This window comes from Caldimonas caldifontis (assembly GCF_002930615.1).
GTDB classification, from domain to species: domain Bacteria; phylum Pseudomonadota; class Gammaproteobacteria; order Burkholderiales; family Burkholderiaceae_C; genus Caldimonas; species Caldimonas caldifontis.
Window position 1 is genome coordinate 123,461 of sequence record NZ_PSNX01000004.1, and the last position, 25,636, is coordinate 149,096.

26 protein-coding genes are annotated in these 25,636 nt (G+C 66.7%); 9 read left to right on the top strand and 17 right to left on the bottom strand.

From position 1 onward, the window contains the following. Positions 1-32 precede the first annotated feature (32 nt). A complete protein-coding gene (locus C1704_RS05835; RefSeq protein WP_104301800.1) occupies positions 33-674 on the top strand; it encodes a DedA family protein in 642 nt (213 codons plus the stop codon). A 353-nt stretch (positions 675-1,027) separates the two neighbouring features. Next, on the top strand, positions 1,028-2,848 hold the full coding sequence (locus C1704_RS05840; protein WP_170064637.1) for a S8 family serine peptidase: 1,821 nt from the start codon (positions 1,028-1,030) through the stop codon (positions 2,846-2,848). Here C1704_RS05840 and C1704_RS05845 read toward each other — a convergent pair. Together C1704_RS05845 and tsaE are read right to left on the bottom strand one after the other, a co-directional pair. Continuing rightward, entirely contained in the window at positions 2,839-4,185 is a 1,347-nt protein-coding gene (locus C1704_RS05845; RefSeq protein WP_104301802.1) for an N-acetylmuramoyl-L-alanine amidase, read from the bottom strand. The two genes, C1704_RS05840 and C1704_RS05845, sit on opposite strands and share 10 nt — an antisense overlap. Further along, positions 4,182-4,652: a tRNA (adenosine(37)-N6)-threonylcarbamoyltransferase complex ATPase subunit type 1 TsaE gene (gene tsaE, locus C1704_RS05850; RefSeq protein ID WP_104301803.1), complete on the bottom strand. Its 471-nt coding sequence runs from the start codon at positions 4,650-4,652 to the stop codon at positions 4,182-4,184. The genes C1704_RS05845 and tsaE overlap by 4 nt, the downstream gene beginning before the upstream one ends. Between tsaE and queG the strand changes: the two genes are divergently transcribed. After that, positions 4,647-5,738, top strand: a complete 1,092-nt coding sequence (queG, locus tag C1704_RS05855) for a tRNA epoxyqueuosine(34) reductase QueG (RefSeq protein ID WP_104301804.1) — start codon at positions 4,647-4,649, stop codon at positions 5,736-5,738. The two genes, tsaE and queG, sit on opposite strands and share 6 nt — an antisense overlap. Here queG and C1704_RS05860 read toward each other — a convergent pair whose 3' ends face one another. After that, positions 5,739-6,644 carry an AEC family transporter gene (locus C1704_RS05860; protein WP_104301805.1) on the bottom strand — a complete coding sequence of 302 codons (906 nt, stop codon included), beginning with the start codon at positions 6,642-6,644 and terminating at the stop codon, positions 5,739-5,741. A gap of 204 nt (positions 6,645-6,848) precedes the next feature. Between C1704_RS05860 and C1704_RS05865 the strand changes: the two genes are divergently transcribed. Both C1704_RS05865 and xerD read left to right on the top strand, forming a co-directional pair. Then, entirely contained in the window at positions 6,849-7,823 is a 975-nt protein-coding gene (locus tag C1704_RS05865) for a tripartite tricarboxylate transporter substrate binding protein BugE (RefSeq protein ID WP_104301806.1), read from the top strand. 62 nt (positions 7,824-7,885) lie between these two features. Further along, positions 7,886-8,785: a site-specific tyrosine recombinase XerD gene (gene xerD / locus C1704_RS05870; RefSeq protein WP_104301807.1), complete on the top strand. Its 900-nt coding sequence runs from the start codon at positions 7,886-7,888 to the stop codon at positions 8,783-8,785. Between the two features lie 48 nt (positions 8,786-8,833). Here xerD and C1704_RS05875 read toward each other — a convergent pair whose 3' ends face one another. After that, positions 8,834-9,763 (bottom strand): porin, encoded by a 930-nt coding sequence (locus C1704_RS05875; RefSeq protein ID WP_104301808.1) that lies wholly within the window; start codon positions 9,761-9,763, stop codon positions 8,834-8,836. Positions 9,764-9,924: 161 nt separating this feature from the next. On the opposite strand from C1704_RS05875, the gene C1704_RS05880 reads away from it, so the two are divergent. Then, on the top strand, positions 9,925-10,521 hold the full coding sequence (locus C1704_RS05880; protein ID WP_104301809.1) for a MarC family protein: 597 nt from the start codon (positions 9,925-9,927) through the stop codon (positions 10,519-10,521). Position 10,522: 1 nt separating this feature from the next. Here the strand turns inward: C1704_RS05880 and C1704_RS05885 are convergent, their stop codons facing one another. The 3 genes from C1704_RS05885 to C1704_RS05895 all read right to left on the bottom strand — a co-directional run bounded on the left by C1704_RS05885 (position 10,523) and on the right by C1704_RS05895 (position 13,047). Further along, on the bottom strand, positions 10,523-11,275 hold the full coding sequence (locus C1704_RS05885; RefSeq protein ID WP_104301810.1) for an amino acid ABC transporter permease: 753 nt from the start codon (positions 11,273-11,275) through the stop codon (positions 10,523-10,525). Positions 11,276-11,288: 13 nt separating this feature from the next. Beyond that, positions 11,289-12,116 (bottom strand): basic amino acid ABC transporter substrate-binding protein, encoded by an 828-nt coding sequence (locus C1704_RS05890; RefSeq protein WP_104301811.1) that lies wholly within the window; start codon positions 12,114-12,116, stop codon positions 11,289-11,291. A 115-nt stretch (positions 12,117-12,231) separates the two neighbouring features. After that, positions 12,232-13,047 carry a ferritin-like domain-containing protein gene (locus tag C1704_RS05895; RefSeq protein ID WP_104301812.1) on the bottom strand — a complete coding sequence of 272 codons (816 nt, stop codon included), beginning with the start codon at positions 13,045-13,047 and terminating at the stop codon, positions 12,232-12,234. A gap of 35 nt (positions 13,048-13,082) precedes the next feature. Here C1704_RS05895 and C1704_RS05900 point away from each other — a divergent pair, with 35 nt between their 5' ends. After that, positions 13,083-13,607 carry a gamma carbonic anhydrase family protein gene (locus C1704_RS05900; protein ID WP_104301813.1) on the top strand — a complete coding sequence of 175 codons (525 nt, stop codon included), beginning with the start codon at positions 13,083-13,085 and terminating at the stop codon, positions 13,605-13,607. Continuing rightward, complete coding sequence (gene hslO / locus C1704_RS05905; protein WP_104301814.1) at positions 13,607-14,578, top strand: Hsp33 family molecular chaperone HslO; 972 nt, start codon at positions 13,607-13,609, stop codon at positions 14,576-14,578. Before C1704_RS05900 ends, hslO begins: the two co-directional genes overlap by 1 nt. Before the next feature lies 1 nt (position 14,579). Here the strand turns inward: hslO and C1704_RS05910 are convergent, their stop codons facing one another. The 10 genes from C1704_RS05910 to C1704_RS05955 all read right to left on the bottom strand — a co-directional run bounded on the left by C1704_RS05910 (position 14,580) and on the right by C1704_RS05955 (position 24,762). After that, a complete protein-coding gene (locus C1704_RS05910) occupies positions 14,580-15,221 on the bottom strand; it encodes an AAA family ATPase (RefSeq protein WP_104301815.1) in 642 nt (213 codons plus the stop codon). A gap of 8 nt (positions 15,222-15,229) precedes the next feature. After that, entirely contained in the window at positions 15,230-15,862 is a 633-nt protein-coding gene (gene pnuC, locus C1704_RS05915; RefSeq protein ID WP_104301816.1) for a nicotinamide riboside transporter PnuC, read from the bottom strand. After that, positions 15,862-16,140, bottom strand: coding sequence for a cell division protein FtsB (ftsB, locus tag C1704_RS05920; protein ID WP_104301817.1), 279 nt, complete (start codon positions 16,138-16,140; stop codon positions 15,862-15,864). Before ftsB ends, pnuC begins: the two co-directional genes overlap by 1 nt. A gap of 6 nt (positions 16,141-16,146) precedes the next feature. Beyond that, the gene (gene eno / locus C1704_RS05925) at positions 16,147-17,430 is read right to left on the bottom strand and encodes a phosphopyruvate hydratase (RefSeq protein ID WP_104301818.1); all 1,284 of its coding nucleotides are present in this window, start codon (positions 17,428-17,430) and stop codon (positions 16,147-16,149) included. 30 nt (positions 17,431-17,460) lie between these two features. Beyond that, the gene (locus C1704_RS05930; RefSeq protein ID WP_104301819.1) at positions 17,461-17,766 is read right to left on the bottom strand and encodes a DUF1330 domain-containing protein; all 306 of its coding nucleotides are present in this window, start codon (positions 17,764-17,766) and stop codon (positions 17,461-17,463) included. A gap of 27 nt (positions 17,767-17,793) precedes the next feature. Beyond that, positions 17,794-19,449 (bottom strand): CTP synthase, encoded by a 1,656-nt coding sequence (locus tag C1704_RS05935; RefSeq protein WP_104301820.1) that lies wholly within the window; start codon positions 19,447-19,449, stop codon positions 17,794-17,796. Between the two features lie 69 nt (positions 19,450-19,518). Continuing rightward, entirely contained in the window at positions 19,519-20,361 is an 843-nt protein-coding gene (locus C1704_RS05940) for an alpha/beta fold hydrolase (RefSeq protein WP_245876394.1), read from the bottom strand. Then, positions 20,358-21,188, bottom strand: a complete 831-nt coding sequence (locus tag C1704_RS05945) for a proteasome-type protease (protein WP_104301821.1) — start codon at positions 21,186-21,188, stop codon at positions 20,358-20,360. Before C1704_RS05945 ends, C1704_RS05940 begins: the two co-directional genes overlap by 4 nt. Beyond that, complete coding sequence (mutS, locus tag C1704_RS05950; protein WP_104302003.1) at positions 21,185-23,767, bottom strand: DNA mismatch repair protein MutS; 2,583 nt, start codon at positions 23,765-23,767, stop codon at positions 21,185-21,187. Before mutS ends, C1704_RS05945 begins: the two co-directional genes overlap by 4 nt. Before the next feature lie 20 nt (positions 23,768-23,787). Continuing rightward, positions 23,788-24,762, bottom strand: a complete 975-nt coding sequence (locus C1704_RS05955) for an inositol monophosphatase family protein (protein ID WP_104301822.1) — start codon at positions 24,760-24,762, stop codon at positions 23,788-23,790. 136 nt (positions 24,763-24,898) lie between these two features. Here C1704_RS05955 and C1704_RS05960 point away from each other — a divergent pair, with 136 nt between their 5' ends. Next, positions 24,899-25,627: an RNA methyltransferase gene (locus C1704_RS05960; protein WP_104301823.1), complete on the top strand. Its 729-nt coding sequence runs from the start codon at positions 24,899-24,901 to the stop codon at positions 25,625-25,627. Positions 25,628-25,636 lie beyond the last annotated feature (9 nt).

Sequence of the window (25,636 nt, forward strand, 5' to 3'; positions counted from 1 at the left end):
CGGGGCAGTCCCGGCAGGGATAATCCCGGCGCATGGAACTGATCACCTTCCTCATCGATTTCATCCTCAACATCGACGAGCACCTGGCGAGCTTCGTGGCCGCCTACGGAACCTGGGTGTACGCGCTCATCTTCCTGATCGTGTTCGTGGAAACCGGTCTGGTGGTCATGCCCTTCCTGCCCGGCGATTCCTTGCTTTTCGTGGTGGGAACGATGTGCGGGGCCGGGCTGATGGACCTGCATCTGACGATCATCCTGCTGCTGATCGCGGCCATCGCCGGCGATCAGGTCAACTACACCATCGGCCGCTATTTCGGGCCCAAGGTCTTTCAGTGGGAGCAATCGCGCTTCTTCAACAAGCGCGCCTTCAACCAGGCCCATGAGTTCTATGAACGCTATGGGGGCATCACCATCATCCTGGCGCGCTTCCTGCCCTTCGTGCGCACCTTCGCGCCGTTTGTGGCGGGTGTGGCCGAGATGAACCGCGCCAAGTTCACGCTCTACAACATCATCGGCGCCTTCATCTGGGTGGTGGGCATCACGCTGGCCGGCTATTTCTTCGGCAACCTGAGCTTTGTCCAGAACAACCTGGAGAAGATCATCTGGGCGCTGATCATCGTGCCGGGGCTGATCGCGATGTACGGGGCGTGGAAGACGCGGCGGGCGGCTGGATGAGGTCCTGCTGGCCGAAGCCGTTGCTCAATAGAGCCAACTCCTCCACAGAGTCTGGGGAAATGCGGGATGCGCCCAAACCGCGAGCCGCTGACAATGGCTGTTTGACTGCCTCCCTGGTGACGCTCTTGTCGACGCGCCTGAACTTTCGCGCCCTGTTCTGGGCCGCTTGCGGCCTTGCAGCGCCATTTGCCTGGGGGCAGCCTGCCGAACCGACAGTGGGTTCCACTACACGGATCATTGTCAAGTTCAAGGAGCCCCGGGCTGACGTCCGGGCCCAGGGGCTGTCGGCCTCTCCGGACGTGAGGCGTATGCGCGATGAGATTGCATCTCGCGCAGCACGTACGACTTTACGAATGTCGCATCGGCTTCGTGATGGCGCCGAGGTGTATTCGCTCGGCGAGGCCGTAGGAATCGAGCGGGCCCGAGAGATTGCTGCGCGCATGACCGCCGAGGATGGTGTCGAGTACGCGGCGCCGGACGTCTGGGTGCAGCGACAGTCGGTCAGCATGAACGACACCTACTTCTCGCAGCAATGGGCGCTCTCCGCGCGCCTGCTGGGGTCTCAGGGTACAGCAGCGTTCTCTGATGCGTGGAGATTCGCGCAAGGCAGTGGAGCGGTTGTGGCCGTTATCGATACGGGAATCCTGCAACACGACGACCTCTCGACGAAAGTCATCAACGGATACGACTTTGTCAGCGACTTTTCCATTGCGGGTGACGGCAATGGACGGGATGCGGACCCTTCGGACCCTGGCGACTACTGCACGTCCAGGAATGAGGATTCGTCGTGGCATGGGCTGATGATGTCCAGCATCGCGGCAGCAGTCTCCAACAACGGCAGGGGCATTTCGGGAGCACTCCCAGCGGGGCGTGTCCTGGCCGTGCGGGCTCTAGGGCGCTGTGGAGGATGGCTCTCGGACGTGGCCGATGCGATCGCGTGGTCTGCGGGTGAGGCTGTCGCAGGAGTTCCTGGCAATTCCACGCCCGCATCGGTGATCAGCCTGAGCTTGGGTTCAGCCCCGGGATTGCGCTGCGCCGACCATGGATACTTGCAGGCTGCGGTGAATGCTGCGATCTCCAGAGGTGTGGTGGTTGTTGCAGCCGCTGGAAACGAAGGCGTGGAGGCGGTCGGTCTGCCGGCAGGATGCAATGGGGTGATTGCCGTCGGTGCCCATACGGCCTCTGGTGATCTTGCCGAGTACTCAAACCGAAGCGCGCGCGTGACGTTGACGGCACCCGGGGGCGGCCCCTGCATAAGGCAAACGACCTCCTGCAATACTTTTCCCATCGCTGTTCTGGGCGACGCAGGGCTACGCGGCCCCACCATTAGGCGCGACCTGGATTGGACTGGTGGAACATCAGCCGCGACCCCGTATGTCGCTGCCGCAGCTGCGTTGCTGAAATCGCTGAACGCCGCGCTCACGCCAGGGGAAATCACGGGCTTGCTCACGGGCACAGCACGCACGCACCCGGCCGACAGCTACTGCGCTGCGATGTCTGGGCGCTGCGGTGCCGGCATGGTCGATGCAGATGCTGCCGTGAACGCGGTAATTTCTGGTGCCCCCGTGGTGACCATATCGGGACCCCAGACGGCGGTGCCGGGAAATACGGATGTGCAGCTTTCAGCCGAGGTTGCGTTCGGAACGGCTCCGTACACCTATACCTGGAGACAGGTGGAGGGGCCTGCCGTGACATTGACGGGCCGCGACGCCCGGACTCTGAGTTTTTCCACACCCGCGGCGAAATCGCAGTTGCTGTTCGAAGTCAATGTGACCGACATGAACTTGCGCATGACCACCTCTCAACGCTGGTTGGTCGTCAGCAATCCGCCTCGCATCTTGGGGCCCTCTGAACTTGAGGCGACGAAGGGTGTTGCGCTTAGTGTTCAGCTTGAGGCTGAGGATCCGGATACCGGCGATGTCATCAGCTTCGTGCGCAACGAAGGGCCCTCAGGGCTGTCGGTCAGTCCATCTGGATTGCTTGAGTGGTCCAGTCCACGCGCTGGGGAATGGCGAATTGTTGTCGAGGCGGCTGACGAATCGGGTGTTACCAGTGGACCTCACGTCATCACGCTGCGCGTTTCTGAAGGGGGAGGAGGCGGCGGAGCCTTTGCCTATGGCTGGCTGGCCCTGCTGGGCCTGGCCGTGCTGCGTGCCCGTCGTCTTCAGACCTGACGATTGCGCGCCAGCGGCGGGTTCTTCTCGAAGTAGCGGCGGATGCCGTTCATCAGCGCGTCGGCCAGCTGCTCCTGATAGGCCACCGTTCTCAGTTTCTGTTCCTCTTCGCGGTGGGAGATGAAGGCGGTTTCCACCAGGATGGATGGGATGTCGGGTGCCCGCAGCACGGCAAAGCCGGCTTGTTCCACGCGCGGCTTGTGCAGGTGCCCGACCTTGCCGATGTGGCCCAGCACCGCGCTGCCCAGCTTGAGACTGTCGTTGATCTGAGCCGTGGTGGACATGTCCATCAGCGCGCGCATCACTTGGGTGTCGTTGTGCTTGACGTTCACGCCCCCCACGATGTCGGCGGCATTTTCCTTGTTGGCGATCCAGCGGGCGGCCTCGCTGGTTGCCCCCCGTTCGGACAAGGCATAGACCGAGGCGCCGCGAGCGTTCGGATTGGTGAAGGCGTCGGCGTGGATCGAAATGAAGAGGTCGGCTTGCACGCGCCGGGCCTTCTCGACGCGCTGCCGCAGCGGCACGAAGAAGTCGGCATCGCGCGTCATCATCGCGCGCATGTTGGGCTGGGCGTTGATCCGATCGCGCAGGCGACGTGCGATCGCCAGCACGACGTCCTTCTCGCGGGTGCCGGCCGGGCCGATGGCGCCCGGATCCTCGCCACCGTGCCCCGGATCGAGGGCGACGATGATGAGACGGTCCATGCGGCTGCGGGCCGTGCCGTCCACCTCGCTGCGACGGGTCACAGGGGCATTCGGCGCGGGTGTTGGAGGTGCCGCTGCCACGGGAGGAGTGGCCGGGGGCGCTGCCCCTCCCTGGCCGATGCGCCCGATGAACTCGCCCAAGGCGTCGTTCAGTGCGGCCTGGGCCCGCTTTTCGGCCTCCTCCTTCTCACGGATGAGCGCCATCAGCGGGTCGGGCGGCACCGTCGGGTAGAGGTCGAAGACCAGGCGGTGCTGGTAGTCGGCCACGGGAGCCAGCGTGAAGACCTGAGGCACGATGGCCTGCTTGAGGTCGATCACCACCCGCACGACCCGGGGCTGGTTCTGGCCGACACGCACGCCGTCGATGTAGGGGTCGTCCGAGCGTACCTTGCCGACGATGTCGCGCAGCGTCTGGCTGAGCTCCAGTCCCTCGATGTCCACGACCAGGCGGTCCGGTCCGCTGGCGGTGAAATAGCGGGTCTGCAGCGGTGTATCGCTCTCCAGCGTGATGCGGGTGTAATCGGGAGCGGGCCACACGCGCACGGCCACGATGGTGGCGCCAAAGGCGATGTCGCTGGCGCCCAGCAGCAGCACCAGGCTGCCGGCTCGATGCATGAAGTGCCGCCGCTTCATCCGAGCAGCGCGGCACCGCGAGGGGTGTAGGCCGTGATCATGACGTCGCGTTGATCGTCGTCACGGGCTTGGAGTTCCATGCGCCAGTCCGGGACCGGCAGCAGCCCCGCGGCCCGGTCGGGCCATTCGACCAGCTTCAGCCCAGGGCCCGTGAGGATGTCGCGAAAGCCGGCATCTTCCCATTCGCGCGGGTCGCTGAAGCGGTAGAGGTCGAAATGCCAGGCCTCGCCGGTTGGCAGGGCGTAGGGCTCCATCACGGCATACGTGGGGCTCTTGATGCGCCCCGTCACACCGAGGGCGCGCAGCAGGTGGCGCACGAAGGTCGTCTTGCCCGCGCCCAGCGGGCCGTGCAGTTCGATGAAGGCATCCCGCAACTCCGGTCGCTGCGCGAGAGCGGTTGCGAAGGCCTCACAGGCCGCTTCATCGGGCCACCGGCATGAGGAGCTTCCTAGAATTGTCGAATGCATCAGGACCGTGTCATCGACCCCACCGCCTTGCTCGATCAGCTGCGGCGCTGGGCCCTTGGGCTGGGATTTTCCCAGATCGGGGTGGCTGATGTCGACCTGCACACCGCAGAGCCCGGCTTGCTGGCCTGGCTGAAGGCCGGATTTCACGGTGAGATGCACTACATGGCCGCGCACGGGCTCAAGCGCGCCCGGCCTGCGGAGCTGGTGCCTGGCACGGTGAGCGTCATCACCGCGCGCATGGATTACCTGCCGAGTGCCTTGCCGCAGGGCTGGCAGGCCATCGAATGGGAGCGCCTGCACCACGCACCCGCGCAGGCCAGCGTGTCGCTCTACGCCCGAGGGCGCGACTACCACAAGGTGCTGCGCAGCCGCCTGCAGGCGCTGGCCGAGCGGCTGGCGCAGGCCGTGGGGCCCTTCGGCCACCGCGTCTTCACCGATTCCGCTCCGGTGCTGGAGGCCGAACTGGCGGTGCGCAGCGGCCAGGGCTGGCGAGGCAAGCACACCCTGGTGCTGTCGCGCGAGGCGGGGTCGATGTTCTTTCTCGGGGAGATCTACGTCGACCTGGCCTTGCCGCCCACACAGCCCGCCGGCGCACATTGCGGCTCCTGCACGGCTTGTATCGAGGTGTGCCCCACGCAAGCCATCGTTGCGCCCTACCGGCTCGACGCACGCCGCTGCATCTCCTATCTCACGATCGAGCATGCAGGCACGATTCCGGAGGAGTTTCGCGCTGCCATGGGCAATCGGATCTACGGCTGCGACGACTGCCAGCTGGTGTGCCCATGGAACAAGTACGCCCAGCGTTCGGTGCTGCCTGATTTCGACGCGCGAGAGCCCTGGTCGGCGGCCACGCTGGTGGACCTGTTCATGTGGGACGAGGCCCGCTTCCTGAAGGCGACCGAGGGCAGCCCGATCCGCCGCATCGGCCACGAGCGCTGGCTGCGCAACCTGGCAGTGGCCCTGGGCAACGCCTGGCGCGAAACGGGCGATGCAGCCCTGTGTGCTGCGTTGCAGGCACGCCGCGAGTCGGCCAGTCCCCTCGTGCGCGAGCACATCGACTGGGCGCTGGCGCAGCGCGTAGCCTGATCAGCCCTGGACCCAGCGCAGCACTGCCACCCACAGCGGGATGGACACCATGCCCAGCAGCGTCGAGACGGTGACCAGACCCGCCACATAGCCGCCATTGCCACCCATGCGCACGGCCAGCACGTAGGCGCTGGAGGCCGTGGGCATGGCGGCGAAGGCCACCACGACAGCCTGCTGCGCAACCGGCACACCCAGCAGGTGCACCAGGGCCAGCGCCACCACGGGCAGCAGCAGGTGGCGGATGCCCAGCAGGCCGGCGGCCAGGCCTGGGCCGGCCCACAGTCCGCCCAGCTTCAGGCCGGCGCCCACGGCCATCAGCCCCAGCGGCAGAGCCGCCTGGCCGATGCGCTGCAGGGTCGAGGCCAGCGGATCCACGAGGCGCAGGCCGAGCAGGTTGGCGATCAGCCCCCCCACCGTGGCCACGATCAGCGGATTGCGCACGATCTCACGCCAGAAGCCATGGCCCCCATGACGCGCGAGCGGGTACACCGCCCCGAAGTTGCACAGCGGCACGGCCAGGGCCACCAGCAGGGCCGTCCAGGTCACGCCCGCAGGGCCGGCAAGCTTGTCGGCCAGTGCCAGTGCTACGTAGGAATTGAAGCGGAAGGCCACCTGGGCCCCGGAGGCATGCAATGGCGGATCGACGCCTGGCAGGTGCCGCAGGGCGTAGGCGCTCGCGATGCCCACGGCCACGATGCCCAGGCCGGCACCGGCCAGCGGCAGGGTGGTCTGGAACTCCAGCGGGCTGCGCACGATGGAGTTGAACAGCAGCACGGGAAACAGCAGGTAGTACACCAGCCGCTCCACGGCGTCCCACACCCCCCGGTTCAGCGCCGTGTAGCGGCACAGCACGAAGCCGCAGACGATCAGCAGAAATTCGGGAAGCAGGAGCAGGATGTCGGACATGGGCGGGGCGTTGAGCGGTGTCGTCGAGTGTGCCAGCGCTCGACCGTTCCCCAGGGCAGACCCGATGCGTAGTTCCCACAATCGCCGACGCGCGCATCTCGCACAGGATAGGCAGCGATTCGATTCACGTCGATCACGGGTGCCCGTACCATCGGGTGCTTTGCGGAAACCCTCCGTCCCATCGTCCCACACAAGGAGACCCACATGCAGCGCCGACACCTGATCGCCGCCCTCGCCCTCCCAGCTGCCCTGGCCTTCAGCGCCGCAGCCTGGAGCCAGGCCTACCCCTCCAAGCCCGTGCGATTGATCGTGCCGTTTGCGCCGGGAGGCACCACCGACATCATCGCCCGTGTGATCGCCGAGAAGATCCAGGGCCCCTTCGGCCAGACCATGATCGTGGACAACCGTGGCGGTGGTGGCGGCCTCATCGGGGCGGCTGAGATCGTGCGCGCCCAGCCGGACGGCTATGTGCTGGGCATGGCCACGGTCTCGACCACGGCGTCCAATCCCGCGATCAACCCCAAGACGCCCTACAACCCGCTGACCGACTTCACGTCCATCATCAACATTGCGGCCACGCCCAACGTGATCGCCGTGCATCCGTCCTTCCCGGCCAAGGACTACAAGTCCTTCGTCGCGCTGCTGAAGGCCAACCCTGGCAAGTACAGCTTTGCCAGCTCGGGCACGGGCGGCATTGGCCACCTGCAGATGGAGCTGTTCAAGTCGCTGTCGGGCACCTTCATCACCCACATCCCCTACCGCGGCGCAGGCCCCGCGCTGAATGACACGGTGGCGGGCCAGGTGCCCATGATCTTCGACAACCTGCCCTCGGCACTGCCCTTCATCAAGGACGGGCGCCTGATCCCCATCGTCGTGGCCGCGCCGGAGCGTCTGTCCGTGCTGCCGGACGTGCCGACCTTCAAGGAGGTGGGCCTGGAGCCCGTGAACCGCATGGCCTATTACGGCATCCACGGCCCGAAGGGCCTGCCGAAGGAAGTGATCGACAAGGTCAATGCGGCGGTGCGCCAGACCCTGCAGGATCCGGATGTGCGCCGTCGTATCGAAGCCACCGGCTCGCTGATCGTGGGCAACACCCCCGAGCAGTTCGCCGCCCAGACCAAGGCCGAGTTCGAGGTCTACAAGCAGGTGGTGGAAAAGCAGAAGCTCAAGCTGGAGTAAGCTTTCGCAGCGTCGCGAACGCAAGGCCGTCGCCTCGGGCGACGGCCTTTTTTCTTGGATCCATGACCGCACTGCCAGACAGCCTCGCCAGCATCGACCGCTTCGCCGACGCCCTGTGGGTCGAGGAGGGCCTGTCCGCCTTGACGCTGGCCGCCTACCGGCGCGATCTCACCCTTTACGCCCGCTGGCTCGATGCGCAATCCGGCAAATCGCTGGATGCCACCACCGAGACCGATCTGCGCGCCTATGCCGTGCACCGGGCCCACACCAAGGCCACCACGGCCAATCGGCAGCTCACGGTGTTCCGTCGTTACTTCCGTTGGGCCTTGCGCGAGCGCCTCATCGCCACCGACCCGACCCTGAAGCTCGACGCGGCTCGCCAGCCCCTGCGGGTGCCCAAGACGCTGAGCGAGGCCCAGGTGGAGGCCCTGCTCGCGGCCCCGGACCTCGAGACCCCGCTGGGGCTGCGCGATCGCACCATGCTGGAACTCCTGTACGCCAGCGGCCTGCGCGTGAGCGAACTGGTCACTCTGAAGACCGTGCATGTGGCGCTGGACGAAGGGGTGCTGCGCGTGCGCGGCAAGGGTTCGCGCGAGCGCCTGGTGCCTTTCGGCGAAGAAGCCCACGGCTGGCTGCGTCGCTACCTGGCCGAGGCCCGGCCCGTCATCCTCGGTCCACGGGCGTCACAGGACCTTTTCGTGACACAGCGCGGCGAGGGCATGACGCGGCAGATGTTCTGGACGCTGGTGAAGAAGCATGCACGCATGGCCGGCATCTCACAGCCGTTGTCGCCGCACACGCTGCGCCACGCCTTTGCCACCCACCTGCTCAATCACGGGGCCGATCTGCGGGTGGTACAGATGCTGCTGGGGCATGCCGACATCTCGACCACGCAGATCTACACCCACGTGGCACGCGAGCGCCTGCGGCTTCTGCACGCGCAGCATCACCCCCGGGGATGAAAAAAGCCGGCCTGAAGGCCGGCTTTCGAGATCGGGCGCGGAGCGCGATCAGAAGTTGTGGCGCAGGCCCAGGGCGAAGGAGCTGAAATCGCCGACGTAGGGGTTGGCGCTGTCAGCAGACACCTTGGTGTAGAAAGCGTAGGCTTTGGTGCGCTTGCTCAGGTTGTAGCCGTAGGCCAGCGTGTACTGCGTGGCGGCGCTGTCGTCCAGGTCGCTGTAGTCACCGGCGCGGCCCACGTTCAGGTGGAACTCCGAGGCGCCCATCGTGTACATGCCCGACAGACGCAGGTTGGTGCGGCTGCCCGGACCGTACACATCTTCGTCGCGCTGCACGTAGCCGCCGAAGGTGAAGTCACCCATGGTGTACAGAGCACGCAGGGCGAACTGGTTGGCGTCGCCGTCCTTCTGGTAGCCAGCACCCAGCTGCAGAGCTCCCATGTCGTAGTTGGCCGCGACGTCATAGGCGTAGTTGCCAACGTTCTCGCGCAGGGACACTGCGGCTTCGAGGGTCAGGCCACCCAGGTCGGGCGTGCGGTAGGCCAGCTTGTTGCTGTCGCGGTCGATGTAGGCATACAGGGCATCGGCGGAGGTGCCGGTGTCGTGGTTGTGCATGCTGACATAGTCGGCCGTGGCGAAGTAGGCTTCGCTGGTGTAGCGACCCAGACGCACCATCCCGAAACCGCCGGACAGGTTCAGCTCGCTCTGGCGACCCCACATGGCACCGGAGGCCGCACCCGTGTCAGCGTTGAAGCCGTGCTCCAGCACAAACCCGGCCTTCAGGCCACCGCCGAGGTCCTCGGTGCCTTTGAAGCCGATGCGCGAAGCGTTGTTCTGCATGACGGTGTTGCTGACACCACCGTCCTTCTGGCGCTCGATCGACAGGTTCATCCGACCGTAGATGGTGGCGTTGCTCTGAGCCATGGCAGCGCCAGCGCTCAGGGCCGCGACAGCGGCCATTGCGAGGTGAAGTTTCTTCATGGAGTTCCTTGAGGTGCGAAGAGAGAGTTTGTGCAGGCCTTCGGGTAGGCGGCCTCTTGTCACAAGAGCGTCATTTTAGGAGGCCACCCCCCGGGCTTGCTTCAGATGTGAGGTGACTGACGCGGCAGCGCAACACTGGTCTGCTCCCCCACAATCCGGCCATGGACCACAACTTCCTCTCCGCGCTCATCCTGCTGCTCCTGGTGCTCGACCCCTTCGGGAGCCTGCCCATCTTCATCTCGGTCTTGAAAGGCGTGCCGCCCGAGCGGCGCACGCGAGTGGCCGTGCGCGAGGTGCTCATCGCGTTCTTCGTCCTGCTGGGCTTCATGTTCGCCGGCGGCGCCTTCCTGAAGCTGATGCATTTGTCCGAACGTTCCCTGGAGGTGGCGGGCGGGGTCATCCTGCTGATCATCGCGATCCGGATGATCTTTGCGTCAGGCGGTGAGATCTACGCCGCGGGCACGGGGCGCGAGCCCTTCATCTTCCCGCTGGCCGTGCCCTTACTGGCTGGGCCGTCGGCCATGGCCACGGTGCTGTTGCTGGCGTCGCGCCAGCCGGAGCGGCTTTTGGAATGGGTGGGTGCACTGTCCACCGCCATGCTGGTGTGCGGCCTCGTGCTGCTGGCGGCCGATCGGTTGCGCAAGCTGCTGGGCGACTCGATGGTGGCGGCCATCGAGAAGCTCATGGGGCTGGTGCTGACCGCCATTGCGGTCGAGATGATCCTCGCAGGCCTGAAGCGCTACTTCTTCGAGGCCTGAGTCATCGTCCGCGAAGGTGCTCGGGGGCTTCGAGGCGCTTGGCCAGGAGCGAGAGCGTGAGCGTGAGGATCAGATACATCGCCGAGATGGCCAAGTACGGCTCCCAATAGCGCGCGTAAGCACCGGCGACAGTGCGCGCAGCCAGGGCCAGTTCGGCCAGGCCGATCGCCGACACCAGGGAGGAATCCTTGATCAGGGTGATGCCCTCGTTCACGAAGGCGGGCACCATGCGGCGAAAGGCCTGGGGCAGCACGACGCTGCGCATGGCCTGACCGTGCGTGAGACCCAGGCTGTAGGCTGCCTGCGTCTGGCCCCGGTGGATGCTCTGGATGCCGGCGCGGAAGATCTCGGAAATGTAGGCCGCCGCATTCAGCGTCAGCGCCAGGGCGCCCGAGAAGAAGGCCCCGTGCTCCTGCCGGAAACGGATCGCCGCAGTGCCGCTGAGCAGCAGGCCGTTGTCGGGATGGACCAGCGTGGGCATCAGCGCGAAATGCACCAGCAGGATCTGCACGAACAGCGGCGTGCCGCGGAAGAAGGTGACATAGCCCAGCGTGAGCCCACGCGCCGCCACCATCCCCCAGCGCAGCGGCCAAGCCTTGGGTGGCGGGGCGTCGGCCGAGCTGCTGATGAGTCCCAGCACCACACCGAAGAGCATGCCCACGCTGATGGCCACCAGCGTGAGCTTGATGGTCATCCACAGGCCGGTGGCGAACAAGGGGCCGTAGCCGGCCAGGATTTCCCAGCGCAGATCCATGCGGGTTCAGCGGTCAGTTCGACGCGGCGGGGGCGGCGGCAGGCGCACCAAAGTACTTGGTGTAGATCGCGTCATAGGTGCCGTCGGCGCGGATGGCGGCCAGGCCCTGGTTCAGCTTGTCGAGCAGCTCGGTGTTGCCCTTGCGCACGGCGATGCCGTATTGCTCGGGCTCGAAGGACGTGTCACTCACGGTCTTGAACGCGGCGGTGCTGTTGTTGGCCACATAGTGATTGACCACACCGTTGTCGGCCACCACGGCATCCACGCCGCCCGACTCAAGCTCCTTGAGCGCCAGAGGGGTGGACTCGAAACGGCGCACGTTGGTGTTGTCCTTGCCCAGCAGCTGGGTGACGACTTCATCGCCGGTGGTGCCGGTCTGTACACCCACCTTCAGGGTCTTGAGGTCCTCGAACTTGGTGACCGGGCTGTTCTGGCGCACGGCGATCAACTGCACGGCATCGAAGTAGGGTGCGGTGAAGTCCATGGACTGGCGGCGCTCTTCGGTGATGGTGATCGCCGACACCAGGAGGTCACGGTCGCCTTGCGCCAGCGAATTGAAGATGCCTTCCCAGGGCGTGTTGACGAAGCGCACCTCGATGCCGGCCTTGGCGGCGATGGCGCTGACCACCTCGATGTCGAAGCCGACGATCTCGCCACGCTCGTTCTGCGACTCGAAGGGGGCGTAGGCGGCATCGGTGCCCACCACGTACACCTTGGCGGGGGCGGCGGCCGGCGCGGCCGCGGGGGCGGCGGGTTCCTGCTTGCTGCAGGCGGCCAGCCACAGGCCGGCGGCGATCAGGCCGGCGACTTTCAGGAAACGACGGGTGTTCAGCGAAGTCATGAGGTCCTCGAAAGGGAAAATGGGTTGCGGCGTCGCCCCTGCGACGCCGGCGTAGGGCGCAGTGTAAGCCTGCTGCCGCCGGTCTTCGTCGGACGGACTTTCCCCGTGTGATCGTTTAGAGCGGCCGCTCCAGCCAGTCCAGTTCAGCCTGTGTGAAGCCGGCACGACGCCGGGCGCCAAGATTGAAGGGCGGCTTCAGCCGCGGCGCCCCATGGCGTTGGGCGAGCGTCTCGTAGTGGGCGATGGGGTCCAAGCCCTCGCGCTCGCACAGCCAGCGATACCAGTGATTGCCGATGGCGACATGGCCCACCTCATCTCGCAGGATGATGTCCAGGATCTCGACCGCGCGCGTATCGCCGGATTTTGCGAGCTTGGCCTGGATCAGCGGCGTGGCGTCCAGCCCCCGGGCTTCGAGCGTGCGTGGCACCAGAGCCATGCGGGCCACGATGTCGTCGCGGGTCTTGTCGGCCATGGCCCACAGGCCGTCGTGGGCCTCGAAGTCGCCATAGTCGTGCCCCAGGTGGCGCAGGTGCTCGCGCAGCAAGGAAAAATGCAGGGCCTCCTCGCCGGCCACGCGCAGCCAGTCGCGGTAGTAGGCGTCAGGCAGGCCGGTAAATCGCCAGACGGCATCCAGCGCCAGATTGATCGCATTGAACTCGATGTGCGCGATGGCGTGCAGCAAGGCGGCGCGACCTTGCACGGTGTGCGGCGAGCGCCGTGGCACCTCGCCGGGAGGAACCAGCGCGGGCCGCTCAGGGCGCCCCGGGAGACCGGGCAGGGGCGGCAGCGCGTCATCGCGCCCGATGTCGACGCCTGCCTGGGCGTCGGACAGCAAGGCCCGGGCCTGGCTGGCCTTCTCTGCAGGGTCGCACAGGCAAAGCACCTGCAGCGCACGGTGCCGCAGGGAAGCAGCCGGAATGGATTTCGTCATGGAACCTAAAATTATCCCTTCTTCAGGAGCAGTCCATGGCCGTCTACCAGCTCGATGAGCTGACCCCCACTGTCCACGACACCGCCTGGGTGGCCGATTCGGCCCAGGTGATCGGCGACGTTCATCTCGACGAGGACACCAGCGTGTGGTTCGGCACGGTGATCCGCGGTGACACCGCCCCCATCCGCATCGGCCGGGGCTCGAACATCCAGGACAACTCGGTCCTGCATGCCGATCTCGGTGTGCCGCTGACCATCGGCGAGGACGTGACCGTCGGGCACCAGGTCATGCTGCATGGATGCACGATCGGCGATGGCGCCTTGATCGGCATCCAGGCGGTGGTGCTGAACCATGCGCGCATCGGCAAAGGCTGCGTGGTCGGGGCGGGTTCGGTCGTGACGGAGGGCAAGGAGTTTCCTGACGGCTCCCTGATCCTGGGGGCGCCGGCCAAGGTGGTCAAGCAGCTCACGCCCGAGCAGGTCGAACGTTTCCGTCTGGGCGCGCAGCACTATGTCCACAACGCCCGCCGTTTCCGTGCGGGCCTGAAGAAGATCGGCTGATGTCGCAACTGCACAAATTCCTGTTCGAAGGGCTGCCCGTGCGGGGCATGCTGGTGCGCCTCACCGACGCCTGGACCGACATGCTGCGCCGTCGGGAAGCCGCGGGCGGCTACCCCGAGCCGGTGCGCCAGCTGCTTGGTGAGATGACGGCGGCCGGTGTGCTGATGCAGGCCAACATCAAGTTCAACGGATCGCTGATCCTGCAGATCATGGGCGATGGGCCGGTGCGCCTGGCGGTGACCGAGGTGCAGCCCGACCTGAGTCTGCGCGCCACGGCCAAGGTGGTGGGTGACGTGCCGCCGCTGGCGCAACTCGAGGCTCTGGTGAACGTCAGGGGCCAGGGCCGCTGTGCGATCACGCTCGACCCCAAGGACCGACTGCCGGGCCAGCAACCCTACCAGGGTGTGGTCCCGCTGCATGGCGACCGGCGTGAGCCCTTGCAGCAGGTGTCCCAGGTGCTGGAACACTACATGCTGCAGTCCGAACAGCTGGACACCAAGCTCATCCTGGCAGCCAATGACCAGGTGGCAGCGGGCCTGCTGATCCAGCGCCTGCCCATCGAGGGGGAGGGCAATCTGGGCGGTGCCCACTCGCGCGAGGACGAGATCGGCCTGAACGAGCACTACAACCGCATCGCCCACCTGGCCTCCACGCTCACGCGCGAGGAGTTGCTGAGCCTGGACGCCGACACCGTGCTGCGGCGACTGTTCTGGGAGGAGGCGGTGCGTCGCTTCGAGCCGCTCACGGGCGAGCAGGGCCCGCGTTTCGCGTGCAGTTGTTCGCGCCAGCGTGTGGGACAGATGCTGCGGGGCCTGGGGCGGGCGGAGATCGACGGCATCCTGGCCGAGCAGGGGCGGGTCGAGATCGACTGTGACTTCTGCGGGGCGCGGTACCACTTCGATCCGGTCGATGTGGGCGGGCTGTTCACGCCCGACCGCGATCATCCACCGGGCCCGGTGGCCGTCCAGTAGCTCAATCCCTCACGAGCCGGCGGAAGAGCTGGTGCTCGCATTCGGGCACCAGGCACTCCCGGCACCAGGGCTGCAGATTAGCCGGCGCATCTTCCGCTGTTCGAGGGTTGCCCCCCATCGCGGCCAGGGCGTTGACGATGGCGCGCCAGGCTGCCTCCACGCGATCCTGGCCTTGCCCATACACCACGCTGAAGGGCACACCCGCGTCCTGCAGTCGGGTGCGCAGCCGTGTGTCCACCGGCACTCGCACATGGGGGCCGTCACGTTGGATGCCGTCGGGCGTCCAGGGCAGGTCCAGGCCGGTCACCAGGGTGAGGTGACATTCGGCATGGGCCGCGAGCGCGGCGTCGTACAGGGTAGGGTCGTCAAAGAGCAGGTCGCTGTAGACGGCGGTCATCAGTGCCGTGGTGTCCGCCAGCACCAGGGCATGGTGGGCGGCGGCGATGCGGATGCGTCGGGTCTGTTCCTCGGCGATGTGGGTCTGCTCATCCGGCCGGGGTGTGCGCGCGCGATGCTCGCAGAACTCGCGCAGATACTCTTCGACGGCCGTGGCGCGCAGACCCTGATTGCCGGCGCGCCGGGCCAGCGCATGTGCCAGATCGGTCTTGCCCGTGCTTTCGGCGCCCAGCAGTGCCACGATCATCGGGGGCCTCAGGCAGTTTGCGTGGCGCGCTGTTGCCAGGCCCGCCAGCCCACGATCGACAGCGCAGCGAACAGGGCATAGAGCAGGGTCGTGAGCCACAATCCCTTGTAGGCGAACAGCACGAGGGCCACGAGGTTCACCACCAGCCAGGTCGGCCAGTTCTCGACGAACTTGCGGGCCAGCAGCACCTGGCCCACCACGCTGGCCGCCGTGGGAAAGGCGTCCCAGTAGGGGACGTCGGTGTCGGTGTGTGCATCCAGCCACCAGCCCAGCACAGGCCAGGCGCAGGCCACGGCCGCGACGGCCAGCCATCGCCCGCGTGGGCTCAGATGGCGCACGTCAAGGGCCGAGCCGTCGGTGCGGCGGCCACGCAGCCATTGCGACCAACCCCACAGGGCAACCACGGCGAAGAAGATCTGCAGCCCGGCGTCGCCGTAGAGCTTGTAGTTCCAGAACAGCAGGAAGTAGAGCAGAGAACTCGCGGCCGCCAGGGGCCAGCCCCAGTGGATGACGCGGATGTTGCAAGCCACCATGGCCAGCGCGAGCACGAAGGCCACGATCTCCAGCCAGGTGACCGGAGCGCCCCACAGCGTGAAGGCAGATGCCAGCAGCGGCGCCGCGGCCTCGAGCAGCGCCTGCATCAGCGAGGCATGACCTGGACGAAGATCTCGTCGGGCTTGACCATGCCCAGCTCGAGACGGGCTTTCTCCTCGACCATCTCCAGGCCTTCCTTGAGGTCGCGCACCTCGGCAGCGAGTCGGTCGTTGCGCAGGCGTGCGTCCTGGTTGCGGGCCTGCTGATCATCCAGCCGGCTTTGCAGTTCCATCACCCGGGGCAGGCCGTTCTTGCCGAGCCACAGCTCGGCCTGCACGAGGGCCAGCAGCGCCAGCAGCCCCAGGGTGATGAAACGTGCGCTCATCGGTTTTCAGCGCAGGTTGTAGAACGCCGAGCGGCCGGGGTAAGACGCCACGTCGCCCAGGTCTTCCTCGATGCGCAGGAGCTGGTTGTACTTGGCGATGCGGTCCGAGCGCGACATCGAGCCGGTCTTGATCTGGCCGGCGTTGGTGCCCACGGCGATGTCGGCAATGGTGGCATCTTCGGTCTCACCCGAACGGTGGGAGATCACGGCGGTGTAGCCCGCGCGCTTGGCCATCTCGATGGCTGCGAAGGTTTCGGTCAGGGTGCCGATCTGGTTGATCTTGATGAGGATGGAGTTGGCGATGCCCTTGTCGATGCCTTCCTTGAGGATCCTGGTGTTGGTGACGAAGAGATCGTCGCCCACCAGCTGTACCTGCTTGCCCAGGCGCTGGGTGAGATGCTTCCAGCCGTCCCAGTCGCCTTCGTGCATGCCGTCTTCGATGCTGACGATGGGGTATTTGTCGCACCACGCGGCCAGCATGTCGGTCCACTGCTCGGCGCTGAGGGTGAGCCCTTCGCCTTCGAGGTGGTACTTGCCGTCTTTGTAGAACTCGCTGGCCGCGCAGTCCAGGCCCAGGGCGATCTGTTCGCCGGGGGTGTAGCCGGCGCGGTCGATGGCTTCCAGGATCAGCTGGATGGCCGCCTCATGGCTGGCCACGCTGGGGGCGAAACCGCCCTCGTCGCCCACGGCAGTGCTCATGCCTTTGTCATGGATGATCTTCTTCAGCGCATGGAAGACCTCGGCGCCGTAGCGGATCGCTTCGCGGAAGCTGGGGGCGCCCACCGGCAGGATCATGAATTCCTGCAGGTCGAGGTTGTTGTTGGCATGCGCGCCGCCGTTGATGACGTTCATCATCGGCACGGGCATTTGCATGGCGCCCGAGCCGCCGAAGTAGCGGTACAGCGGCAGGCCGGATTCTTCTGCGGCGGCGCGGGCCACGGCCATCGAGACGGCCAGCGTGGCGTTGGCACCCAGGCGGCTCTTGTTGTCGGTGCCGTCGAGGTCGAGCAGGGTGCGGTCGAGGAAGGCCTGTTCCGAGGCATCCAGGCCCATCACGGCTTCCGAGATCTCGGTGTTGATATGCTCCACGGCCTTGAGCACGCCCTTGCCGAGGTAGCGGCCCTTGTCACCGTCGCGCAGTTCGATCGCTTCGCGCGAGCCGGTGGAGGCGCCGGACGGCACAGCCGCACGACCCATCACGCCGGACTCCAGCAGCACGTCGCATTCGACGGTGGGGTTCCCACGGCTGTCGATGATCTCGCGGCCGACGATGTCGACGATGGCACTCATTGTGTTCCTTTCGGCAGTTGATGGTGACGGTCAGACCGGGGCTGCGACGCCCTCGACCAGGACCATGTTGAAGTAGTCGGTGGCGCCGTGGCGCAGCGCCCGGATGCGGGTGTAGGCCTCGCCGTCATAGAAGGCCTTGGCCTGTTCGTAGGAGGGAAAGCGCAGGACGGCCACCCGGTGAGGCTGCCAGTCGCCCTCCAGGGCTTCGTGGCGCCCGCCGCGCACCAGGTACTCGCCACCGGCAGCCTTCACCGCGGCGGGCGCCTCGGCCATGTACTGCTGGTAGCGCGTCGGGTCGGTGATGTTCATCTCGACGATCAGGTAGGCGGCAGGCATGGGCGCTTCCTTCGATGGTGAGGCGTGTCAGGCCGGCTGGCGCTCGGCCTGATGCGCAAGCGCCGCCTTGATATAGGAGTTGAACAGCGGATGGCCGCCCCAGGGGGTGGACTTGAACTCCGGGTGGAACTGCACCCCCATGTACCACGGGTGGACGTCGCGCGGCAGCTCGACGATCTCGGTGAGCTTCTCGCGCTGGGTGATGGCCGAGATGACCAGGCCCGCTTCTTCGAGCTGAGGCAGGTATTTCTCGTTGGCCTCGTAGCGGTGGCGGTGGCGCTCGGTCACCACGTCGCCGTAGATCTCGTGTGCCAGCGTGCCGGGCTTGACGTCCGAGCTCTGCGAGCCCAGGCGCATCGTTCCGCCGAGATCGGAGTTGGCATCGCGCTTCTGGATGGAGCCGTCGGCATCCTGCCACTCGTCGATCAGCGCGATCACCGGATGGGGCGCCTGGGGTTCGAACTCCGTGCTGTTGGCGCCGGCCAGTCCGGCCTTGTGGCGGGCGTACTCGATGGTGGCCACCTGCATGCCCAGACAGATGCCCAGATAGGGGATGCGGTGCTCGCGGGCGTACTGCGCGGCCAGGATCTTGCCTTCCACGCCCCGCTTGCCGAAGCCGCCGGGTACGAGGATGGCGTCGTACTTGCCCAGACGCTCGACGTTCTGGGGCGTGAGCTCCTCGGAATCGACGTACTCGATCTTCACACGCGCCTGGTTGTGGATGCCGGCATGGCGCAGGGCTTCGTTGAGCGACTTGTAGGAGTCGGACAGATCGACGTACTTGCCGCACATCGCGATGGTCACCTCGCGCTGCGGATGTTCGACGGCATGCACCAGACGGTCCCACTTGGACAGGTCGGCCGGGCGGGTGCTCAGGTGCAGCTTGGTGCAGATGAGCTGGTCCAGCCCTTGTTCGTGCAGCACGCGGGGCACCTTGTAGATGGTGTCCACATCCCACATCGAGATCACGCCGTATTCGGGCACGTTGGTGAACAGCGAGATCTTCTCGCGCTCATCATCCGGGATGCGGCGGTCGGCGCGGCACAGGAGCGCATCGGGCTGGATGCCGATCTCGCGCAGTTTCTGCACTGTGTGCTGGGTCGGTTTGGTCTTGAGTTCACCCGCCGCGGCGATCCAGGGTACGTAGGTCAGGTGCACGAAAGCGGTGTTGTTGGGCCCGAGTTTCAGGCTCATCTGCCGCACGGCCTCCAGGAAGGGCAGCGACTCGATGTCGCCCACCGTGCCGCCGATCTCGACGATGGCCACGTCCACGGCATCAGGGGTGCCGACACCGGCGCCGCGCTTGACGAATTCCTGGATCTCGTTGGTCACGTGCGGGATCACCTGCACCGTCTTGCCGAGGTAGTCACCCCGACGCTCCTTTTCGAGCACGCTCTTGTAGATCTGGCCGGTGGTGAAGTTGTTGGCCCGGCGCATGCGTGTGGTGATGAAGCGCTCGTAGTGGCCCAGATCGAGGTCGGTCTCGGCCCCGTCGTCGGTCACGAACACTTCGCCATGCTGGAAGGGCGACATCGTGCCGGGATCGACGTTGATGTACGGGTCGAGCTTGATGAGGGTGACTTTGAGGCCGCGCGATTCGAGGATCGCAGCCAGTGAGGCCGAAGCGATGCCCTTGCCCAGCGAGGACACCACACCGCCAGTGACAAAGACAAACTTGGTCATTGTGGGCAGCGCAGGCTTGTCGCCTGCGCTGTGGTGGTAAAGCGGCATTTTATGCCAAGCCGCCCGGGCTCAGGCAGCGCGGGGCTCGGTGCGGCTGGCCGTTTCGTCCTCGAAGCGGCGCAGCCAGGCGAGCACGGCCTGCACCGTCTCTTCGGGCTTCTCGAACGGAAAGAGGTGTCCGCCCTCGATCCATTGCAGGCGGCCGTGCACGATCTGCTCGGTGCCGCGCAGGCCCACCTGCTTCACTTCGGCCGAGCGGGTGCCCCCCACGAAGGCCACCGGGCAGGGCAATGGATGGCGACGCAGCAGCCAGTGCAGGTGATGCGGCAAGGAGTTGTAAATGGCGGTTTCCACTTCGCGACGAAAGCTCAACACACGTCGGCCCCCCAGGGGCTGCGTGCCGGCGCGGATGTAGTCGCGCAGGACGTCCGGGTTCCAGACCGCAAAGTTGGGCTTGCCCGCGAAGTGTCGGTGCGCCTCCTCTTCGCTTGCCCAGCTCGTGCGCCGCTGGCGCGAGATGCGTCCGGGCGAGACGGTGTGGATCAACCCGGCGGCCTTGAACAGGCGCACGCCCTGGGCCTTGAGGCCATAGACCACCGGGGAGTCGAGCAGCACCACGCCACGGGCCAGGTCGTGGCGTTTGGCCGCCGCCAGCAGGCTGAGGTAGCCGCCCAGCGAGTGGCCGACCAGCCAGGCCGGCTCACCCACCTCGCGCTCGATGAAGTGGATGAGCTGATTGCGCAGGTGGGGCCAGTTGCTGGTCACCGGGTAGCGCGGATCGTGACCGTACTTTTCCACCGCATGCACGGTGTAGCCGGCCTCACGCCAGGCCTCGAAGAGGAGGCGGTAGGTGCCGGCCGGGAACCCATTGGCGTGTGAGAAGACGATGTGACGGGTCATGGCGGAGGTCATGCGTCGGGCGCCTGCACCTTGCGGATGGGGTGCAGGGTCTGCTGTTCGGGCTGGGCGGGTGGTTGACTGAGCGTGTGCTCCGTGGCGTCGGGGCCCCAGGCCGGGTTGGGGATCGACTCGAACACCTCGCGCAGCCGCTGGCCCCAGGTGGTGCGGATCATGCGGAAGTAGCTGTTGCTCTCGTCGATGTGGATGATGCGCGAGGCGTGCAGGGAGTCGGCCTCGTAGATCAGCATGTCCAGCGGGAGCCCCACGGAAAGGTTGGATTTCAACGTGGAGTCCATCGACACCAGTGCGCACTTGGCCGCCTGTTCCAGCGGCGTGTTGGGTGTGATGACGCGGTCGATGATGGGTTTGCCGTACTTCGACTCCCCGATCTGGAAGTAGCAGACCCCGTCCATGCCGGCCTCGACGAAGTTGCCCGCGGCGTAGACGTTGAAGAGCCGCATCGTCTCGCCGCGGATCTGGCCGCCGAAGATCAGGTTGACGTTGAACTCGATGCCGAAGTTCTTGAGCGACTGGGCGTCGCGTTCATACACCTTGCGCACGGTGGCGCCCACGATGCGAGCGGCGTCGAACATGCTCTTGCAGTTCCAGATCGACACCGGGCCCTCCGGGCTGTCGATGGTCTCGGTGCGCAACAGCTGGCGCACGGACTGCGTGATCGCGAGGTTGCCGGCCGAGAGCATCACCATGGAACGATCTCCCGGCTGCTCGTAGACCGTCATCTTGCGGAAGGTCGAGATCTGATCGAGTCCCGCGTTGGTGCGCGAGTCGGACAGGAACACCAGGCCGGCGTTCAGGCGCATGGCCACGCAATAGGTCATGTGGGTCTGCCTTGTTGAAGCTCTTTCAGACGGTACAACGCATCGAGGGCCTCCCGTGGCGACAAGGCATCGGGCTGGATGGCCGCCAGAGCCTCCTCCACGGCCGAGACGTGCGGAACCGATTCTGCGACGGCCGCCGGGGCGGCGAACAGGTCGATCTGGGCCTGGCTGTCGCGCTGCTGCGATTCGAGCGCCTCCAGCGTGGCGCGGGCCTGGCGCAGCAGGCTCGCGGGCATGCCGGCCAGTCGGGCCACCTGCACACCGTAGCTGCGGCTGGCTGGCCCGGGCTGGATCTCGTGCAGGAAAACGATGTCTTCGCCCGATTCGGCGGCCGAAACATGCACGTTCATCGCCCGTTCATGCTTCACCGGGAACTCCGTCAACTCGAAGTAGTGCGTGGCAAAGAGTGTGAACGAGCGGTTGCGGTCGTGCAAATGGCTGGCGATGCTGCCCGCCAGGGCCAGGCCATCGAAGGTGGAGGTGCCCCGGCCGATCTCGTCCATCAGCACCAGCGAGTGCTCGGTGGCGCCGTGCAGGATGGCCGCGGCCTCCGTCATCTCCAGCATGAAGGTGGACTGGGCATTGGCCAGGTCGTCAGCCGCGCCGATGCGAGTGTGGATGGCGTCGATGGGCCCCAGGCGGCAGCGCTCGGCCGGAACATAGGAGCCCATGGCGGCCAGCAGCACGGTCAGCGCCACCTGGCGCATGAAGGTCGATTTGCCGCCCATGTTGGGGCCGGTGATGATGAGCATGCGCTTGCGCGCATCCAGCCGGCAATCGTTGGGCATGAAGGGGCCGGTGCCCGTTTCCAGCAGGCGGGCCTCCACCACCGGATGGCGCCCGCGTTCGATCTCCAGGCAGGGTTCGCGCACGAACTCGGGCTGGCACCAGTTCAGCGTCCTGGCCCGCTCGGCCAGGGCGGCCAGGGCGTCGAGCGAGGCCAGCGCGCGGGCCAGGCGGGTGAGGGCTGATACGTGAGGCTGCAGTGCGTCCAGGACTTGCTCATAGAGCAGCTTCTCTCGGGCCAGCGCGCGCTCCTGGGCCGACAGGGCCTTGTCCTCGAAAGCTTTCAGCTCGGGAGTGATGTAGCGCTCGGCGTTCTTGAGCGTCTGGCGGCGCTGGTAGTCGGAGGGCACCTTGTCCACCTGACCTTGCGTGACCTCGATGTAGAAGCCATGCACCTTGTTGAACTGCACGCGCAGATTGGCGATGCCGGTGCGCTCACGCTCGCGCGCTTCCAGGTCGATCAGGTAGCCGTCGCAGTTCTGGCTGATCGCGCGCAGCTCGTCCAGGTCGGCATCGAAGCCGGGGGCGATGACGCCGCCGTCGCGCAGCAGCACGGCCGGTTCCTCGGCGATGGCGCGGGTCAGCAGGTCTGCCGCGGCGGGCGGTGGCACCAGTGCCTCGGCCAGGTCGGCCAGCAAGGGGGTGGGTGACGCCGGCAGCGTGGCGCGCAAGCCGGGCAGGGCCTGCAGGGTGGCCCGCAGGCCGGCCAGCTCGCGCGGACGCACCTGGCGCAGGGCCACGCGGGCGGTGATGCGCTCGACGTCGCTCACGTGCCGCAGGGCCTCGCGCAGCGGCTCGACGCCGTGGTCGATGAAGGCGGCAATGACCTCGTGGCGGCGCGTGGCCTCCGTGCGGTCGCGCTGGGGGTGAGTGAGCCAGTGGCGCAAGGCGCGGCTGCCCATGCCGGTGCGGCAGGTGTCGAGCAGCGAGAACAGCGTGGGGCTGTCCTCGCCGCGCAGGGTCTGGGTCAGTTCCAGGTTGCGGTGGGTGGCGGGCGGGAGCTCCAGCAGGTCGCTGGCGCGCTCCACACGCAGTTCGCTCACGTGGGCCAGGACCTGGCCCTGGGTGTGCTCGGCATAGCTCAGCAACGCCGCAGCAGCACCATGGGCCACGAGCAGGTCCTGAGCGTTGTAGCCGGCCAGGCTGGCCACCTTGAGCTGTTCGCACAGCTTGCGCTGGCCCAGGGCGGGGTCGAACTGCCAGGCCGGCCGGCGCGTCAGCGCGATGCGCGACTGGGTCACGGCCGGCGGCAGCTCGTCGCCGGTGGCCAGCAGTTCGGCAGCGTTCAGCCGGGCCAGCCAGGTGGCCAGCTCACGGCCCGAACATTCGGTCAGGCCCAGCTGCCCGTTGGTGAGGCCCAGCCACGCCAGCCCGTAAGTGGCGCCTTTGCGGTGCAGGGACAGCAGCAGGGTGTCGGCCTTGTCGGCCAGCAGTTCGGTGTCGGTGACGGTGCCGGGCGTGACCACCCGCACCACCTTGCGTTCCACCGGCCCCTTGGCCGTGGCCACGTCGCCCACCTGCTCGGCGATCGCCACCGCCTCGCCCAGGCGGATGAGCTTGGCCAGGTAGTTCTCGACCGCATGCACCGGCACGCCCGCCATCACGACCGGCTGGCCGGCGGTCTGGCCGCGTGTGGTCAGGGTGATGTCGAGCAGGCGGTTGGCCTTGACGGCATCGTCGAAGAAGAGCTCGTAGAAATCGCCCATCCGGTAAAAGACGAGCGTGTCGGGGAAGTCGGCCTTGATGCGCAGATACTGCTGCATCATCGGCGTGTGCTGGCTGAAATCCTGCATCGGCGATCGGCCCGCGGCCTTCACATCGGCGCGTCGTCCTTGCGGGTGGCCTTGGGCTCGGTTTCGTTCTTGCGGATGCGCACCGGCCCCTTCTTGGGCTGCGGCGCGGCGATGGCGGCGGCCAGCGCGCTCACGACCGCGGGCGCCTCCGGTGCCGCGGCAGGCATTTCCTCGCCTTCGTCCTTGATCACCCGGGAGTAGGGCGCCAGGATCTGCACCATCTGGCCGTAGATGCGGGGCGAGCCGGCGACCACCTCGCGCTGGTGCAGGAAGTCGCTCTCGCCCGTGAAGTTACCGATCAGGCCACCGGCTTCGGTGACCATCAGGGAGCCGGCGGCCACGTCCCAGGGGCTCAGCCCCATCTCGAAGAAGCCATCGTAGTAGCCGGCGGCCACGTAGCACAGGTCGAGCGCGGCGGCGCCGGGGCGGCGCAGGCCCGCACAGGCCTGGCTCATCTCCTCGAACATCTTCAGGTAGCGCTTGAAGTTGTCGCCCTTGCGGAAGGGAAAGCCCGTGCCGATGAGCGACTCGGCCATGCGCACGCGCTTGGAGACGCGGATGCGCTTGTCATTGAGGTAGGCTCCGCGGCCCTTGGAGGCATGGAAGAGATCGTTGCGGGCCGGGTCATAGACGACGGCCTGCTGGATCTGGCCCTTCACCGACAAGGCGATGGAGACCGCATACACCGGGAAGCCGTGGATGAAGTTGGTGGTGCCGTCCAGCGGATCGATGATCCAGACGTGGTCGCTGTCCTTGTTGCCATGGGCGCGTCCCGATTCTTCTGCCAGGATGCCGTGGCCGGGATAGGCCGTCAGCAGGGTCTCGATGATGGCCTGTTCACTGGCGTGGTCAACCTCAGTGACGAAATCATTCGGCGAGGACTTGGCGCTGATGCGCAGCAGGTCGAGGTCCAGCGAGGCCCGGTTGATGATGGCGCCGGCAGCGCGGGCGGCCTTGATGGCCGTGTTGAGCATGGGATGAAGCGCTTGGGACATGGGCAAACCTGTGCGGACGCAGACAACGGGACTGGCGGCGAGAAAGAACGCCGCCCAGCATCGGGGCCGGGCGGAAAGATAATGCAGATTCTACCCGCGCCCCATGCCGGCGCCCGATCGCTCTGCTCCTTCGACCATGCCGGATTCCACACGCTTCATCCTCGTCCAGACCAGCCACCCGGGCAACGTGGGGGCCGCGGCGCGGGCGATGAAGGTGATGGGTTTTTCGGACCTGGTGCTGGTGCAGCCGCGCTTTGCCGACGTGCTGGTGCAGGAGGAGACGGTGGCCATGGCCAGCGGCGCGGCCGACATCCTGGTGCGCGCCCGCATCGTCGGCACCCTGGCCGAGGCGCTGGACGGGGTGACCTTCGCCTGTGCCACGGCCATGACCCCCCGCGACTTCGGCCCGCCCACGCGGGCGCCGCGCGATCTGTTCGGCGAGCTGGCCGCTGGGGACCACGCCCTGGGTCTGGTCTTCGGCTCCGAGCGCTATGGGCTGTCGAACGAGGATGTGTACCGTTGCCACGCGGTGCTGAGCATCCCCACCGCACCGGGCTACGGCTCGCTCAACCTCGCCCAGGCGGTGCAGTTGCTGGCCTATGAATGGCGCCAGGCCCTGGGCGGCTTCGACGTGGCCCCCCGCGCGGCCGACCCCTCGCGCGCCGACGGGCAGGCGGTGCAGGGGCTGCTGGCGCACTGGGAGTCGGCCCTGGTGGACCTGGGCTTTCTCGACCCGGCGGCGCCCAAGAAGCTGATGCCGCGCCTGAACCAGCTCTTCAACCGGGCCCAGCTCACGCCGCAGGAGGTGCACATCCTGCGCGGCATCGCCAAGGCCATGCAGGAGCGGAGCCGCCCGCCGCGCTGACCCCGACGG

Excerpts from the sequence above, each read along its gene's own strand:
- C1704_RS05835 (WP_104301800.1), top strand. The coding sequence starts at position 33 with ATGGAACTGATCACCTTCCTCATCGATTTCATCCTCAACATCGACGAG.
- C1704_RS05840 (WP_170064637.1), top strand. The coding sequence starts at position 1,028 with ATGTCGCATCGGCTTCGTGATGGCGCCGAGGTGTATTCGCTCGGCGAG.
- C1704_RS05845 (WP_104301802.1), bottom strand. The coding sequence starts at position 4,185 with ATGAAGCGGCGGCACTTCATGCATCGAGCCGGCAGCCTGGTGCTGCTG.
- queG (WP_104301804.1), top strand. The coding sequence starts at position 4,647 with ATGCATCAGGACCGTGTCATCGACCCCACCGCCTTGCTCGATCAGCTG.
- tsaE (WP_104301803.1), bottom strand. The coding sequence starts at position 4,652 with ATGCATTCGACAATTCTAGGAAGCTCCTCATGCCGGTGGCCCGATGAA.
- C1704_RS05860 (WP_104301805.1), bottom strand. The coding sequence starts at position 6,644 with ATGTCCGACATCCTGCTCCTGCTTCCCGAATTTCTGCTGATCGTCTGC.
- C1704_RS05865 (WP_104301806.1), top strand. The coding sequence starts at position 6,849 with ATGCAGCGCCGACACCTGATCGCCGCCCTCGCCCTCCCAGCTGCCCTG.
- xerD (WP_104301807.1), top strand. The coding sequence starts at position 7,886 with ATGACCGCACTGCCAGACAGCCTCGCCAGCATCGACCGCTTCGCCGAC.
- C1704_RS05875 (WP_104301808.1), bottom strand. The coding sequence starts at position 9,763 with ATGAAGAAACTTCACCTCGCAATGGCCGCTGTCGCGGCCCTGAGCGCT.
- C1704_RS05880 (WP_104301809.1), top strand. The coding sequence starts at position 9,925 with ATGGACCACAACTTCCTCTCCGCGCTCATCCTGCTGCTCCTGGTGCTC.
- C1704_RS05885 (WP_104301810.1), bottom strand. The coding sequence starts at position 11,275 with ATGGATCTGCGCTGGGAAATCCTGGCCGGCTACGGCCCCTTGTTCGCC.
- C1704_RS05890 (WP_104301811.1), bottom strand. The coding sequence starts at position 12,116 with ATGACTTCGCTGAACACCCGTCGTTTCCTGAAAGTCGCCGGCCTGATC.
- C1704_RS05895 (WP_104301812.1), bottom strand. The coding sequence starts at position 13,047 with ATGACGAAATCCATTCCGGCTGCTTCCCTGCGGCACCGTGCGCTGCAG.
- C1704_RS05900 (WP_104301813.1), top strand. The coding sequence starts at position 13,083 with ATGGCCGTCTACCAGCTCGATGAGCTGACCCCCACTGTCCACGACACC.
- hslO (WP_104301814.1), top strand. The coding sequence starts at position 13,607 with ATGTCGCAACTGCACAAATTCCTGTTCGAAGGGCTGCCCGTGCGGGGC.
- C1704_RS05910 (WP_104301815.1), bottom strand. The coding sequence starts at position 15,221 with ATGATCGTGGCACTGCTGGGCGCCGAAAGCACGGGCAAGACCGATCTG.
- pnuC (WP_104301816.1), bottom strand. The coding sequence starts at position 15,862 with ATGCAGGCGCTGCTCGAGGCCGCGGCGCCGCTGCTGGCATCTGCCTTC.
- ftsB (WP_104301817.1), bottom strand. The coding sequence starts at position 16,140 with ATGAGCGCACGTTTCATCACCCTGGGGCTGCTGGCGCTGCTGGCCCTC.
- eno (WP_104301818.1), bottom strand. The coding sequence starts at position 17,430 with ATGAGTGCCATCGTCGACATCGTCGGCCGCGAGATCATCGACAGCCGT.
- C1704_RS05930 (WP_104301819.1), bottom strand. The coding sequence starts at position 17,766 with ATGCCTGCCGCCTACCTGATCGTCGAGATGAACATCACCGACCCGACG.
- C1704_RS05935 (WP_104301820.1), bottom strand. The coding sequence starts at position 19,449 with ATGACCAAGTTTGTCTTTGTCACTGGCGGTGTGGTGTCCTCGCTGGGC.
- C1704_RS05940 (WP_245876394.1), bottom strand. The coding sequence starts at position 20,361 with ATGACCTCCGCCATGACCCGTCACATCGTCTTCTCACACGCCAATGGG.
- C1704_RS05945 (WP_104301821.1), bottom strand. The coding sequence starts at position 21,188 with ATGACCTATTGCGTGGCCATGCGCCTGAACGCCGGCCTGGTGTTCCTG.
- mutS (WP_104302003.1), bottom strand. The coding sequence starts at position 23,767 with ATGCAGGATTTCAGCCAGCACACGCCGATGATGCAGCAGTATCTGCGC.
- C1704_RS05955 (WP_104301822.1), bottom strand. The coding sequence starts at position 24,762 with ATGTCCCAAGCGCTTCATCCCATGCTCAACACGGCCATCAAGGCCGCC.
- C1704_RS05960 (WP_104301823.1), top strand. The coding sequence starts at position 24,899 with ATGCCGGATTCCACACGCTTCATCCTCGTCCAGACCAGCCACCCGGGC.